Here is a 14,126-nt window from a genome sequence, read left to right on the forward strand (position 1 = left end):
ATGCCAGGCGACACTCTCAACTATCCGGTCTTAGCTCACGTTTCCGTGAGTTATCCCGATCTTATGGGCAGGTTGCCTACGTGTTACTCACCCGTCCGCCGCTAAGCATCAGAGAAGCAAGCTTCTCGTTAGCTCCGCTCGACTTGCATGTATTAGGCACGCCGCCAGCGTTCGTCCTGAGCCAGGATCAAACTCTCCATAAAAGTGCCCCAAGACCCGAAGATCTTGAAACGTTTTAAAGAAAGAGCGATTCGCTCATTTGTTCAAACAGTTGCAATGGGTTCGAAAACCGCACTGCGCTGGCTTAATTTACTCACTCGTTGTTCAGTTTTCAAAGGGCATTTGGTGTTTCGTTTGTTCATCGCCTCGTTATCAGCGACTCTTATATACTATCATATCCGTTCGTCGGTTGCAAGCTTTTTTTTTTAATTTCTTTTTGAGCTTGCTTGTCCGGCTCTCTGTATGCAACCGGCCGTCCGAAGCGGCGAAATCTAATTTACCATGGACCGTGGACTTGTGTCAAGCTTTGTTGAAAAATTATTTAACATAGCGAATTTCCGCTTCTTCTGTCAGCGAATCGGTACCAAGCGAAAGCCGGTGAATCAAAGACTTCTGCACCATCTTACCGAGCAGCTGTCCCCAATCGATCGGCAAGCCGCCAAGCGCAGGTTGACTCTGCAATTCCTCTATCGTCCATCCCTGCTGGCGGCTCCGAAGGAGCCTGAGCAGCGGCTCGCAGCACAGCTCCATTTTGGACATAACGGCAAATTCGCATGCAAGCAAAATCAGCTGGATCCTCTGCTCGATTGTTTCCGAGCTGAACATCAGCTCTTCATACATCTTATAGACGCCTGGATTGACTCGCTTGGCCTGCTCCCAAAGGGTAACCTCCGGCAGTTCTCCTTGTTCGAGAATGACAATCCTAGCCCAATGGTGCAGGGCAGACTCGATGGAGCTGTAAGCATCGAGCAATTGCTCGTGAAGGAAACATTCTTTGGCGAGCAAATACTTGCGGAGAAACTTGGAGAACTCGAGCAGAAGCGCCTGTTCTTTGTCCATCGTGACAAGATCTCCGTTGAACCCGCTGTCCGGGAATGCGAATGATTCCACTAGTCATCTCTCCCTACCTAACGTAAGAAGCCTGCACGCACGCGCAATCTTCCTTGTCACCCTCGTCCCACTTCTATATAATGAAAATGATTCGACGGCGGTTTATGAAGAGAATTCTACATTCCGTGACGGTTTCCTGCCTTGCGGATGATTTTGTACAGAAAGAAGTTGGACCATGATGCTATTGAAATCCAGCAAAGTGAATGAATTCCGGCTATGGGGGCTGCTGCTTACCATGTTCGGCCTCCTTCTGATGATTGTCGGCCTGGCCGGCATCGTCTTTCAATGGGGCGTCGCCGGGAAAATTATGGCCGCGATCTTTTTCGTCCTCGGCACCATTAGTATTGTTTGCAGCATGGGAGTTTATTTCTGGGCAGGGATGATGTCCACCAGCGCTTACCCGCTGGAGTGTCCGGAATGCGGCAAAATGACCAAAATGATCGGGAAGACGGATCGCTGCATGTTCTGCAAAACCATCCTTACCGTGGATCCCAAGCACAAGCCGGAGACCGCGGTCGAAGAAGCCTAGCTCCTTCGCAAAAACTCGAGAACGACCAAAAAGCCCATCGCAACCGATGGGCTTTTTGCTGTGAGCAGGTATTGCCAGTCCGTTAGCTAGCTGCAGGCTTGCCGTGGCGCCGCCGTAAGCCGTTACGGAAGCTTGGTCATCGTGTCGCGGATCACCGGCCAAATATCGGGCGTCTCGAATCCCCGGCTCCAACTGGCAATCCCGGCAAGGTCGAATTTCTTGACAAGCTCCGCCCTCCTCTTCATCGATGCGGCGTTCTCGATCCATATTTTGATCGTCTTGTCGTCCTCCGTATACTGGACGTAATCCTGACCCGTCTCGGACTGAAGCTCCGGCTTCAACTTCTTCTCCTCGATCAGCTTCTGTATCGTCTCCATGGAGACAGCCTTGGAAGTCACCTTGCGTTTGCCGTCCACCGTTTGTTCCGTCCAGATGCGGGTATAATAAGGAACGCCAAGAAGGAGCTTGGAGGCCGGAACGCCATCCTCCTTCATGATCTTGTCGATCCCCTTCTCCACCCAGGGAAGGGAAGCAACCGAGCCTGCCGTAGGGCTGGTAGCCCAATGCTCGTCGTACGTCATGACCATCATATAGTCGACTACCTGGCCGATGGCTTCTCGGTCCAAGAACAGCGAGTAAGTCTCGGAGCCGTCCTTGACCGTAACGTCGATCGAGACAACCAGTCCCTGCTCATGAAGCAGGGGAGCCAGTTCCCGCATGAACTGCACCATATTCTCCTTGTCCTTCAGATACACATTCTCAAAATCGACGTTAATGCCCTGGATGCCGTACATCTGAGCATAGCTCACCAGCTGCATGATCATCTTCATCCGCTTGTCATAGGTAGCTAACGCTTCGGATGTTTGTTTGGGCTCGAAGCCGTTGCTGAAGAGCGCCCATACCTGATATCCCCGGTCATGCGCCCATTTCACTACCCCTGCATCGGCCATATTTTTAAGCGTGCCTTCTCCGTCCTCAAGGTGAAACCATTGGGGACTAATCACATTCAGGCCCGGCATGTCGCCGATTTTGGTTACATCGGGATTGCGTGAGGCCACCTGCTGCCACGTCAAGTTGATCTTGCCGCCAATCGGCTTCCAGGGAACGAACGGCTTCTTCTTCTCCGGAAGCGGAATCGTCTCTACGCGGTCGAGCACGGCATCCTCTTTCTTCATATAACCGACGATCCCGCTGCTAAGCTGCACCCGGTACCAGCCTTCCTCCTCGCCCCAGATCATGAGAGACTCGCCCGACAAAACGTTGGCATAGACGGGCGACTTGACGGAGGGACCCTGGCGAAGCGCACGCGTCTTCTCCGGTTTATCTCCCGCTCTGCCGGCCTTGGCCCATTGGATCGTGTCTCCCGCCCTGCGGACGATCACCGCCCCCGTATCAGACGGTTCCTGAATATCCAGCGCATACAAATCCTTAAGAGGCTCGAGCGGGACCGTCACTACTCCCTGTACCTTCTCCACAGCCGTCCGGAGCTCGAACGGCTTCTCATTCACCATTGCCGTCAATTGGCTCGTTTTGAGCCTCACGACCTTATCGCTCGTCGTCATAATGATCGATTGCGTAGCTTCCTCATACCGCATCGTCGGATCGATCGATCCTTTCAGGAAGGTAAAAGGAAGTTTAAGAGATTCCCCCGTCCCGGTAGCGGATTGCTCAAACAGCTGTCCTTTATATAGTACGGGCCGCTCCAATCCTCCCCAATCGGGAAGGACAAGCGTCCGATTCGGCCAAGCATAATAGCCCCAAATGCCTAGGGCACTGACAAGCAGAATAAGGGCCAAACAAGTCCGGAGCAGTCTGCGCTTCCATCCGGAGGACGGAGGCCTGCCGGCTCTCGGGGTGTACATGGGCTCCATAGGTCACTTCCTTCTAGCTGAGATCAGGGATAGCTAAATCGGTTACTACTAGAATCCTCTCCTACTCTATCGAAAGACGAACCATCCTCCTCTACTCGAGAAGGCATAAAAAAAGACGCTGCCGCGGACAAGCCGCAGGCACGTCTATTATAGCAACAAAGCTATCGAACGGAAACCAAATAATGGGAGATTGCTGCTAGTGGGTCATCCGGCTCTGGCAATCCTTGCACACTCCATGCACGTCGAGCCTGTGGCCGCGGACTTGGAAGCCGGTCTCCACCGCCGCCGTATGTTCAATCTCCGTCAAGGTAGGGAAATGGAAGTCCACGATCTTGCCGCATTGGTCGCATTGCGCATGATAATGACTCGACATATCCGCATCAAATCGGCTGGAGTTGTCTCCGAATGTCAGTTCGCGGACCAGTCCGGTTTCGATAAAGACTTTCAGATTGTTATATACGGTAGCGACACTCATGTTTGGAAACTTGTCTTCCAGCGCTCTATAGATGTCGTCGGCCGTCGGGTGGGAAGTAGCGTTCAGCAGATGGGACAAAATCGCATATCGCTGAGGCGTCATTCGGACACCGGAATGCTTCAGCTTGCCCAATGCCTGTTCCAAACGGTTCGTCATATCGTCACCACCATTGCTTTTCAAAATTTCGTCTTCCTCGTTCTGGCGCACCGGCCCGCCGGATTGGCAGTTACCGGTTACAAGGTTACCCTTTATTCTAAGCCCTCCCGTTTTCCTTTGTCAACGGCGGGCCGGCGTCCGGTGCTTGACCGCAAGCTCTAATGCAACGAAAAAAAAGCCGGTTGCCCGGCTTTAATTTTGCCCCGTAAGGCGGATCTCTTTGCGAAAATAGGTCAGGGAAATACCGGGTGCGATCGGACGTTCCTCCGCTTTTCGGTAGCCGGCCTGCTCATAAAGCCGGACGGCCGGTTCATTCGCCGTGGCGGTCGATACCAAGAAGGCGGCAGCCCCCGTCTCTTTCTCCTCCACGAAACGAAGCAGCGCCCGGCCGATCCCCCGGCGGAAAAACCGGGGGCTGACCATAAGCCGGCAAATGGTGACGAGCCGTTCCTCCCGGGTGTAAGCGATCGCCCCCGCCAGCTCGCCATCCATCCGCACGCCAAAGAACTGCTCCTCCGAGCTCTGAAGCGCATCCAGCGTATCTGCAAGCGGCGGCAGGTCGGGGAAGCCGATCCGTTCGGCTTCCACCAAATAGGCCTGCATCTGAAGGGAGAGCAGCTCCAGCGCCGCATGACGGTCTTCGACCGGAATTGGGCTGATCATCGCGACTACCGGTTCAGCGTCTCGACGATCAGCTTATTGACCAAGCCCGGGTTGGCCTTGCCCTTCGTTTCCTTCATGACCTGGCCGACCAGGAAGCCGACGGCTTTTTCTTTGCCGGCCCTGTAATCCTCAACGGATTGCGGATTGTTCGCCACGATCTGCTCGACAATGCCGCGGATCGCTCCTTCGTCGCTGATCTGGACGAGGCCCTTCTCTTCGACGATCTGGGCCGGGGCTTTGCCAGTCTCGAGCATTTCCTTGAAGACGGTTTTCGCGATCTTGCCGCTAATCGTCCCTTTCTCGATCAGGCTGATCATCTCGCCCAACGCTTGTCCGGTCGTCTGGATGGCGCTCATCTCGAGATTGTTCTCGTTCAGATAGCGGAGCAGGTCGCCCATGATCCAGTTGGAGACGGCTTTGGCGTCGGATGTATGCTGAAGGCTGTCCTCGAAGAAGTCAGCCAGCTCTTTGGACGAGGTCAGCACCTCGGCGTCGTAGGATGGTAGGCCGAGCACGCTCACATACCGGGCTTTCCGGGCGTCCGGCAGCTCGGGAATCGAAGCGCGAACGCGATTCATCCAGTCCTCTTCGATCTGTACTCGAACGAGGTCCGGATCGGGGAAGTACCGGTAATCGTGGGCCTCTTCTTTGCTGCGCATGGAGAGCGTCCGACCCTGGGCATCGTCCCAGCGCCGGGTCTCCTGCACAACCTTCTCTCCGCTGTCGAGGACGTCGGCCTGGCGGATCTCCTCGTATTCCAGCCCCTTCTGCACGCCGCGGAAGGAGTTCATGTTCTTCAGCTCCGCTTTGGTCCCGAATTCCTGCTGCCCAAACGGGCGAAGGCTGATGTTCGCATCGCAGCGGAGCGAGCCTTCCTCCATCTTGACGTCCGAGACGTCGCAGTATTGCATGATCGCCCTCAGCTTCTCCAGATAGGCGCGTGCCTCCTCCGGCGAACGAAGATCAGGTTCCGAGACAATCTCGATAAGCGGCGTTCCTACACGGTTGAAATCGACGAGAGAGGCATATCCTCCGTCGACGTGCGTCAGCTTGCCCGCATCCTCCTCCAGATGGAGGCGGGTAATCCCGATCCGCTTGGTTTCGCCGTTCACCTCGATCTCGATCCAGCCATGCTCCCCGATCGGCTTGTCATACTGCGAAATCTGATAGGCCTTCGGCGAATCCGGATAAAAGTAGTTTTTACGGTCGAACTTGGTTTCGGTATTGATGGTGCAATTCAGCGCCATGGCGGCCTTCATCGCATATTCGACCGCCTGCCGGTTCAGCACCGGCAGAACGCCTGGATGCCCCAAGCAAATGGGGCAGGTGTTCGTATTGGGCGGCGCCCCGAAGGAGGTGGCGCAGCCGCAAAAAATTTTGGACTTCGTGTGCAGCTCGACATGCACTTCCAGCCCGATCACCGTTTCGTATCGTTGGGATGTCGTTGTCATCTGTACGCTCTCCTCTCCTACAGGCTCGGCCGCCGGGTGTGATGGTCGGTATGCTGTTCATAGGCGTGCGCTACCCGAAGCACGGTGGCTTCGTCCAGTGCTTTGCCGATAATTTGCAGCCCGATCGGCAGGCCGTCCGCCATGCCGCAGGGCACGCTGATGGCCGGGACGCCGGCAAGGCTGACCGGTATGGTCAAAATATCGTTCAAGTACATCGTGAGCGGATCCTCCACCTGCGAGCCGATCCGGAAGGCCGGCGTCGGAGCGGTCGGTCCAATGATGACGTCGTAGTTGTCGAAGACGCGATCGAAGTCCTGTTTGATCAAAGTGCGGACCTTCTGCGCTTTCAAATAATAAGCGTCGTAATAACCGGAGCTGAGGGCATACGTGCCCAGCATGATGCGGCGCTTCACCTCCGGGCCGAAGCCCTCGCTGCGCGAGCGGGTGTACATCTCGAGCAGATTGTCGGCATTGGCCGTACGGACGCCGTAGCGGACCCCATCATAGCGGGCGAGATTCGAGGACGCCTCGGAAGAGGCGAGCAGATAGTAGGCCGCCACTGCATATTCCGTGTGAGGCAGCGAGACCTCTTCCCATACCGCTCCCATGCCTTCGAGGACGCTCAGCGCTTCCCGAACCGCAGCCTTGACAGCCGGATCGACTCCTTCTCCAAGATATTCGCTTGGCACGGCGATCCGCAGTCCGGAGACATCACCGGTAAGGGAACTCAAATAATCCGGGATGTCCACCTGCGCGGAGGTCGAATCCATCGGATCGTGCCCGGCAATCGCCTGGAGCACATAAGCGGCATCTTCCACATTCTTCGTAATCGGTCCGATCTGATCGAGCGAGGAAGCGAAGGCGACCAGCCCGAACCGGGAGACGAGCCCGTAGGTCGGCTTAAGGCCGACGACGCCGCAGTAAGCGGCCGGCTGGCGGATGGAGCCACCGGTGTCGGAGCCGAGCGAAAAATAGACTTCTCCGGCTGCAACCGACGCCGCGGAGCCGCCGCTCGAGCCGCCCGGCACGAAGTCCAGGTTCCACGGATTAAAGGTAGGGTGGAAGCCCGAATTCTCGTTGGACCCGCCCATTGCAAACTCGTCCATGTTCAGCTTGCCGACCATGACCGCCTGCGCATCCTTCAGCTTGCGGACGACGGTGGCGTCATAGACGGCCGTGTAATTCTCCAGAAATTTGCTCGCGCATGTGGTAGGAAAGCCATCCGTGGCCATATTGTCCTTGATGCCGGCAGGCAGGCCGAACAGCAGGCCGCGCTCTCCTCCCTCGGCCAATACACCGTCGAGCTTGCGTGCCGCTGCGAGCGCTTCTTGTTCGTGTACCGACAGGAAAGCCCGCACTTTGCCGTCCACATCGCGGATGCGGTTGAGCGACTGCTCCACGAGCTCGGCGACGCTGTAATCTTTATTGACTAAACCGTTATGTACTTGTTGAAGTGACTGATTAAGCAGTGACAACGTCTTGTCCTCCCTTGTTCCGTCCTGTTATTCCAATACGGCCGGCACCTTGAACTGGCCGTCCTCTTCGTCGGGCGCGTTCAACATGACGCGGTCGATCGGCAAGGAAGGTCTCGCTTCGTCGTCCCGCATGACGTTGGCGACCGGAATGACGTGAGTGGTCGGCTCGACATTCTCCGTGTCAAGCGCATTCAATTGCTCCGCGTACCGCAGAATCGCATTCAACTGCTCCGTGAACGTTTCCTTCTCCGCGTCGGTTAGATCAAGCCGGGCCAGCTTGGCCACGTGCTCGACATCATGGATCGAAATCGACATAACTGGCATCCTTTCTTAACGAAAAATCATTCTTATCATTATAGCTTAGTTGGTTTTTCAACTCAATTGGCAGGAACCGACATTTTTCTGTCGAAATTCTACGTTCTTATCCTTGCTCCGCTATCTGGCGGATGGGTCCCGGCAACGGACAGAGGCCCGGTGCTGATCGCCCGGGCCTCTGTCCGTCCTAACTCCCGCTCGGTCAAGGGAGACCGGGGAGCGTAATTGCGACCGTCGTCCCTTTGCCTTCCTCACTGGTATAGCGGATCGTTCCTTTATGGGTTTCGATGATTTTGTAGCTGACCATCAGTCCGAGACCGGTCCCTTTGTCCTTGGTCGAATAAAACGGTTCGCCCAGCCTTGCCAGCTTGCCCGCCGGAATGCCGACGCCGCTGTCCCGGAAGTGAATACGGACCGCCCCGTCTCCCTCTACCTTCACACCGACGTCAACGGTCCCTCCCTCCGGAATCGCCTCCAAGGCGTTCTTCAGAATGTTAATGAAGACCTGCTTCAATTGATTTTCCACGCACAGCACCTGCGGCACTGCCTCTGCAAAGTCCGTCCGGATCTCCACGTTGCTTAAGATCGCCTGCGTGTCCAGCAGCATGATGACATCCTGCAGAATCGGCACGATGGGCTTCCTCTGAAAATCGAGCGCCTGCGGCTTTGCCAGCACCAGCAGCTCGCTGACGATATGCTCGATCCGGTTCAGCTCGCCGTCCATGATCGTCACGTAATTGCTGCTGTTCATGCCCGACGCGATCAGCTTGGTAAAGCCTTTGAGCGCCGTGAGCGGGTTGCGGATTTCATGTGCGATGCCGGCCGCCAGTTGGCCGACCGCAGACAGCATCTCGGATTTGCGCAGCAGCTCCTCGGTCGTCTTTTGAGCGGTGATGTCTTCCGAAACTTTGAGCACCTGCATGGGCTTCCCCTTCGGATCCTGGATCGGCAGGAGACGCACCTTTTCCCAAAATACCGTCTCGTCCTTGCGCCGGCTCTCCAGCTCGCCCTCCCAAGGCTGTCCGTGCAGGACGGATAGCCAGACCTCTCCCGGCGGACGCGTGCTCGTCCCCCATTCATTCAGCCCGCGCAGGCACCGGCCAATTGCTTCCTCGGAGGAATAGCCGGTCACCTTGGTGAACTGCGGGTTGACATATGCGATGCGTCCTTCCAGATCGGCAATCACCATCATGCCAGGACTCTGCTCTACCGCATAGGAGAGCTGAAGCAGCTCCTCGTTGGCCGATTTGAGCTCGGTGATGTCCACGAACGTAAGCACGATGCCGTCGACTGACTGGTCGGCCTTGCGGTAAGGCTGAATCCGCATGCTGTACCACTTGCCCGTGCGGCTCTGGATCTCCCTCTCGATCGGAACGAGAGTGCCGAGCACTTTTTTGGCGTCCCGCACCAGATGGGTGTACTTGAAATTATGGGACAGATGCGAGATGGGCCGGCCGCGATCCGTCTCCAGCATAGGAATCTCCGCCGTGATCGCGGGAGTGAACCGGCGAATGCAGAGCTGGCGATCGAGAAAGACGGTGCCGATTCGCGTGCTGACCAAGAAATTCGTCATGTCATTGTTCAGCTCGGTCAATTCCCGGATCTTCTGCTGGTGCTCGCTGTTCACGGCCAGCAGCTCCTCGTTCATGCTCTGCAGCTCCTCGTTCGCTGTCAGCAGCTCTTCGTTGGTCACCTGGAGCTCCTCATGGGACGCTTCCAGCTCCACGATCGCCTCCTGCAGCCGCTCCTCGGCCTCCATCAGCTCCCGCTCCAGCCCGGCTACTCTCCGGCTGTCCGCCCCGTCATGCGGCAGGGAAACAGCGGGGGCAAGCGCCGCATTCGCCGTCTCCTCGAACAGCACGAGCATCAGACCGGCAAGCGTCCGGTTCTTCGCCGAGAGAGGGCGAACCGTCAGTCGGATCATCTGCCCGGGAGGACGGCCGTTCAGACGGAGCGACCGGCTGATCGGCCGCGCGTCCCGGCGGGCGGCCTGCAACGCCGTTGCGACCGCGACCGCCAGCTGCGCATCCATCAGCTTGTAGAGGTTCCAGCTGGGTCTTCCCTTCGCCAGACTCAAGTAGGGTGTGACCTCGCCTGTGAGATGAACGACCTCATTATTCTCGTCCACGACAAGGGCGGGCGGAAACTGTTCCTCTACAAGCGCCGCGTACAGCTCGTCCGGCTGCCGGCGTTTCTGCAGTGACGCCAGGGAGGGCAGGCTTCCCAGGCGAAAGGGGAGGAGCGGCTCGTCCGCAGCGGAACCCGCTCCAGAGCCGGCAGTATGCAGCCCGCCCCCTCTCCTCCGGTAGACGCTCCAGCGCCGGTCGACCGGATCGAACATCCGGGTCACCACGCCCGGGCTCTCGCTCGGACCGAGAACTAGATAGCCGCCTTCGTTCAGCACGCCGGGAAAGAGCTGCAGCACCCGGTCTCGGGTCTCGGCCTGCAGGTAAATAAGCATGTTGCGGCAGGTGATCAGATCCATCTGACGGAAGGGAGGATCCTGGATGAGATTATGCGGAGCGAACAAGATGAGGCGCCGAATCTCCTTGGCAACCTGATAGCTTCCTGCCTCTCCCTGTATCAGATACTTGTGAAAAAAGGGCTCGGGCACATGCTGGACCGAAGATTCCGAATAACAGCCTCTACTCGCGAAGTCTATGGCCCCTTTATCGATGTCGGTTGCAAAAATCTTGATGGCGCAGTCGGGGCGATGCTCGTCTCTGTAATGCTTGAGCACCATGGCGACGGAATAGGCTTCTTCTCCGGTGGAACAGCAGGCGACCCAGACTCGCAGTTCCTTCCTGTCCCCCAGCCGGGCGAACAGCTCGGGGACCGACTCGTTCTGCAGAATATGGAATGCTTCGGGATCCCGAAAAAATTGAGTCACGCCGATCAGCAAGTCCCTGCCGAGGGCTTCGGTCTCTTCCCGGTTTCCCTCTATGTAGGCCAAATAGTCAGTCAGCTCTCGAAACTCGTTCATCGCCATCCGCCGTTCGAGACGGCGAAGCACCGTATTGCGTTTATAGGAAAAAAAGTCAATGCCGCTCTGTCTCTTGATTCGTTCAAACAGCTCGCGCAGACCTTGCTCTGTCGCCGCTAGAGATGGCGGCTCCTCGTCTGCGCCGTGAGCACGGCCCAACTGGCAGAGCGTTCCGGCGATCTCACGGGGAGGCAGCACGGCATCCACCTTGCCCGTCCACCCCGTATCCGCCGCTGCCCAGTTTCCCCAAGCGAAGACTAACCCGCCTCCCTCCCGCAGTGACCGGATTCCCAGCGCCCCATCCCCTTCTCCTGCAGACAGCACGACGCCGGCCGCCCGGCTGCCCCGCTCTGCCGCGAGCGACTGAAGAAGCGTATCCAGCGGCCGAGGGTGGAACCGGACATCCGTAGAAAACGTGCGAAGCAGACCTTTTTCGAAGCGCATCACCTTCCCGGCGGGGACCAAATAGACGGCATCCGGCAGCACTCTCGTGCCGCTGCGCACTTCGAACACGGGCAGACGGGAAAGACCCGATAGCATATCCACCGTCAGTCTGGCGGACGAGACGGAGGACTGAACGAGCACGAATGCCGTTCTGCTGGGGAGAGGAACCGCATCCAGCAAAAGATGAAGCGCTTCCAAATCATCCGCGGAAGCGCCGATGCCGACAACGAAATCATGGGGAGACAGACCGTCCCCTTCCATCGGAAACGCTTGCTCTTGCTTGCTCACACTGCTACACCTCTATTCCTAAATGGATGGATTGAGCCGCCTTCCTTGGGGTAAGAGCCGCAAAAAGTACTAGACAGAGAAATCCGGCCTGCCAGACCTGCGTCCGACAGAGAAGCCGTGGCTGGACCAACCACGGCTATTGGAAAAGCCGCCTCCGGCTCAAATCGCTTGTCTGCCGAAGCTATCGGGTGAAGGTGGATTGCCCGCTCTTCCTGCGGAACAATTGGACGATCGAGCCGACGATAGCCAGCAGCAGCAGCAGAATCGAACCAAGATCATAGAAGCCGTGCGCGAGGAACTGCAGGCTTTCGTCCAAGCCCAGCCAGTGATAGAACACCCCGTCCCATATCCAGCCGATGATGAGCGAGGCGGCGCATATCGCCATCAGATAAACGAAAATGGCCGGCATGGTGCCCCGGTTCCTTCTCATGCGCAGGGAAGCCCACAGAGAGAAAATGCCTCCTAACAGGATCACCCAGCTGAAGATCGACATGGTATCGGCATCGCCGTCCGCCTGACCGAAGAAGACGAACGCATCCCCGACAATCCCGGCCACCATGATCAGTACCCCAATCCATACATACTTCATCCAGTACTCTCCTTATACGGCAAAATGAATAGTAGCTTACTCTATTAGAATAGCGGAAATAGCGATGAAAATATACAAAAAAATCCATTTTGTCGTCTCTATCCTAATCGGAAGCGAAAACAAAAAAAGAATCTTCCGTTTCCGGAAGATTCCTAGTCTATGAGGGTCAACTAGATCCAAGCTTTCAAGTTGACTTGGCGGATGAATTCTTCTTGCGACATACTCTCCTGAACAGCCTCCTGCGCAGGCTCGAACTCTTCCTCGCCCTTCACAAGCCGGAAGAATAATTCTTCATTCTTGGTGGACAAGGCGAAATCGATCAGCGCTTCCTTCTCGATCCGGTCGGCCTCCTGCTGCAGCAGCACTTCTTCCAGCTCGATATCGCTGGCCGGAACGTAATAGTGCCTTGCCACCTTGGGGACGCGCACCACGTAATCAAAGATATTGTCAGCGTTCTTGTCATACGCGATAATGTAGCCGTACTCTCCGAATGGAAGATTCTGTTCCAAACTGTCGGCAATGAAACAAACCTTCTGACCTAGACGAAGCATTTCCATTCTCCCCTCTTGCTCTTGCAGGCTTGCAATAAATAAGTAGTTCGATCGTCCCGGTTCTAGGATCTACCAAGAAATCGACTATGGACTCTATGCTACTAAAAAACGATCGAGGTGTCCAATGAAACTTTGCAGTATTTCCAAACTTTTCGCAACTTTCTGTTTCGCCTGGATTCCTCTTGTTTTCGTGCTTTTTCTCCCACACGCCTCCGCGCATCCTCTCAACAACAGCTACTCCCATCTGACGATAGGCGAGAAAGAGGTGGACTATGAGCTCTTCATGCCCGAGATGGCGATGCTGGTGTTCGATATGAATCGGGACGGCGCCGTCACCTGGGACGAAGTCGACGCGCAGAGAGCGGAAGAGGAAGCCTACCTGCGCGAGCATCTGACACTGCTAAACGAAGAGACGCCCATGCGTATGGAGCTCGTGTCGGTGAAGCCCGAAAAAAAGGAATACGCCGGCTTCACCTTTTCCCTACGCTACGTGGCGGAGCAGCCGGTCAAGGAACTGATGCTCCATTATAATCTTCTGTTCGATGATTTAGACCCCACTCACCTCAGCCAGCTGCTGATCAGCGACAGCGGCAATCTGGAGCAAGGCATCTTATCGGCCAACAGCCGCACGTTCCACTATGCTTCGGACCGTCCCCACAGCTTTGGAGCTGCCTTCCGGGCGTATTTGCTGCTGGGCATCGAGCATATTTGGGGAGGAGCCGACCATCTGCTGTTCCTGTTCGCCCTGCTGCTCATCGTCACACGGGTCAAGGACGCGGTTGGGATCGTCACGGCCTTCACCGCTGCGCACAGCATCACCTTGTTTCTGGCAGCGACGGACCGCATCAGCTTCGAGCCCAGGTGGATCGAGGCGCTGATCGCCTTATCCATCGGGTACGTCGCCGTGGAAAATTTGCTCGGCCAGTCCGTGCGCGTGCGGTGGGCCATTACGTTCGGCTTCGGCTTGATTCACGGTCTCGGCTTTGCCGGAGCGCTCGGCGACATCGGCCTGCCTCCCGCCTACCTGCTCAGCTCTCTTCTGGCGTTCAATCTGGGCGTCGAGGCGGGACAGCTCGTTCTGGTCGCAGCCGCTCTCCCTCTTCTGCTCCTGCTGAGACGGCAGCGCTGGCACCGCTATTGGCTGCGCGGCGCCTCCTGCCTGGTGCTTGCCGTCAGCCTGTACTGGGTTCTGGACCGTCTCGGCTGGCTGCCGGGCCTGAGCTGAT

General features: G+C 56.7%; 12 protein-coding genes and 1 rRNA gene. 2 read left to right on the forward strand and 11 right to left on the reverse strand.

Annotated features, from left to right (window positions below; translation table 11 throughout):
* Positions 1-203 (reverse strand): 16S ribosomal RNA (locus KJS47_RS21565); the annotation flags it as partial.
* 334 nt (positions 204-537) lie between these two features.
* Positions 538-1,110, reverse strand: coding sequence for a hypothetical protein (locus KJS47_RS21570; protein ID WP_213527623.1), 573 nt, complete (start codon positions 1,108-1,110; stop codon positions 538-540).
* A 178-nt stretch (positions 1,111-1,288) separates the two neighbouring features.
* Here KJS47_RS21570 and KJS47_RS21575 point away from each other — a divergent pair, with 178 nt between their 5' ends.
* Complete coding sequence (locus KJS47_RS21575) at positions 1,289-1,639, forward strand: DUF2614 family zinc ribbon-containing protein (protein ID WP_213527775.1); 351 nt, start codon at positions 1,289-1,291, stop codon at positions 1,637-1,639.
* 122 nt (positions 1,640-1,761) lie between these two features.
* Here KJS47_RS21575 and KJS47_RS21580 read toward each other — a convergent pair whose 3' ends face one another.
* The 9 genes from KJS47_RS21580 to KJS47_RS21620 form a co-directional block, all read right to left on the reverse strand.
* On the reverse strand, positions 1,762-3,510 hold the full coding sequence (locus KJS47_RS21580; RefSeq protein WP_249716634.1) for a glycosyl hydrolase family 18 protein: 1,749 nt from the start codon (positions 3,508-3,510) through the stop codon (positions 1,762-1,764).
* A 196-nt stretch (positions 3,511-3,706) separates the two neighbouring features.
* Positions 3,707-4,141: a Fur family transcriptional regulator gene (locus KJS47_RS21585; RefSeq protein ID WP_213527625.1), complete on the reverse strand. Its 435-nt coding sequence runs from the start codon at positions 4,139-4,141 to the stop codon at positions 3,707-3,709.
* A 192-nt stretch (positions 4,142-4,333) separates the two neighbouring features.
* Positions 4,334-4,804, reverse strand: coding sequence for a GNAT family N-acetyltransferase (locus KJS47_RS21590; RefSeq protein ID WP_213527627.1), 471 nt, complete (start codon positions 4,802-4,804; stop codon positions 4,334-4,336).
* Between the two features lie 5 nt (positions 4,805-4,809).
* Positions 4,810-6,255: an Asp-tRNA(Asn)/Glu-tRNA(Gln) amidotransferase subunit GatB gene (gene gatB / locus KJS47_RS21595; RefSeq protein WP_213527629.1), complete on the reverse strand. Its 1,446-nt coding sequence runs from the start codon at positions 6,253-6,255 to the stop codon at positions 4,810-4,812.
* 17 nt (positions 6,256-6,272) lie between these two features.
* Positions 6,273-7,730, reverse strand: coding sequence for an Asp-tRNA(Asn)/Glu-tRNA(Gln) amidotransferase subunit GatA (gene gatA, locus KJS47_RS21600; RefSeq protein WP_213527631.1), 1,458 nt, complete (start codon positions 7,728-7,730; stop codon positions 6,273-6,275).
* A 27-nt stretch (positions 7,731-7,757) separates the two neighbouring features.
* Positions 7,758-8,045 carry an Asp-tRNA(Asn)/Glu-tRNA(Gln) amidotransferase subunit GatC gene (gene gatC, locus KJS47_RS21605; protein WP_213527633.1) on the reverse strand — a complete coding sequence of 96 codons (288 nt, stop codon included), beginning with the start codon at positions 8,043-8,045 and terminating at the stop codon, positions 7,758-7,760.
* A gap of 202 nt (positions 8,046-8,247) precedes the next feature.
* On the reverse strand, positions 8,248-11,760 hold the full coding sequence (locus KJS47_RS21610) for a CheR family methyltransferase (protein WP_249716636.1): 3,513 nt from the start codon (positions 11,758-11,760) through the stop codon (positions 8,248-8,250).
* A gap of 181 nt (positions 11,761-11,941) precedes the next feature.
* Complete coding sequence (locus KJS47_RS21615; RefSeq protein WP_213527635.1) at positions 11,942-12,349, reverse strand: hypothetical protein; 408 nt, start codon at positions 12,347-12,349, stop codon at positions 11,942-11,944.
* Positions 12,350-12,519: 170 nt separating this feature from the next.
* Entirely contained in the window at positions 12,520-12,900 is a 381-nt protein-coding gene (locus KJS47_RS21620; RefSeq protein WP_213527637.1) for an ATPase, read from the reverse strand.
* Positions 12,901-13,165: 265 nt separating this feature from the next.
* Between KJS47_RS21620 and KJS47_RS21625 the strand changes: the two genes are divergently transcribed.
* Positions 13,166-14,125 carry a HupE/UreJ family protein gene (locus KJS47_RS21625; RefSeq protein ID WP_213527639.1) on the forward strand — a complete coding sequence of 320 codons (960 nt, stop codon included), beginning with the start codon at positions 13,166-13,168 and terminating at the stop codon, positions 14,123-14,125.
* Position 14,126 lies beyond the last annotated feature (1 nt).

It is taken from the genome of Paenibacillus sp. J31TS4 (assembly GCF_018403265.1).
Lineage (GTDB): Bacteria > Bacillota > Bacilli > Paenibacillales > NBRC-103111 > J31TS4.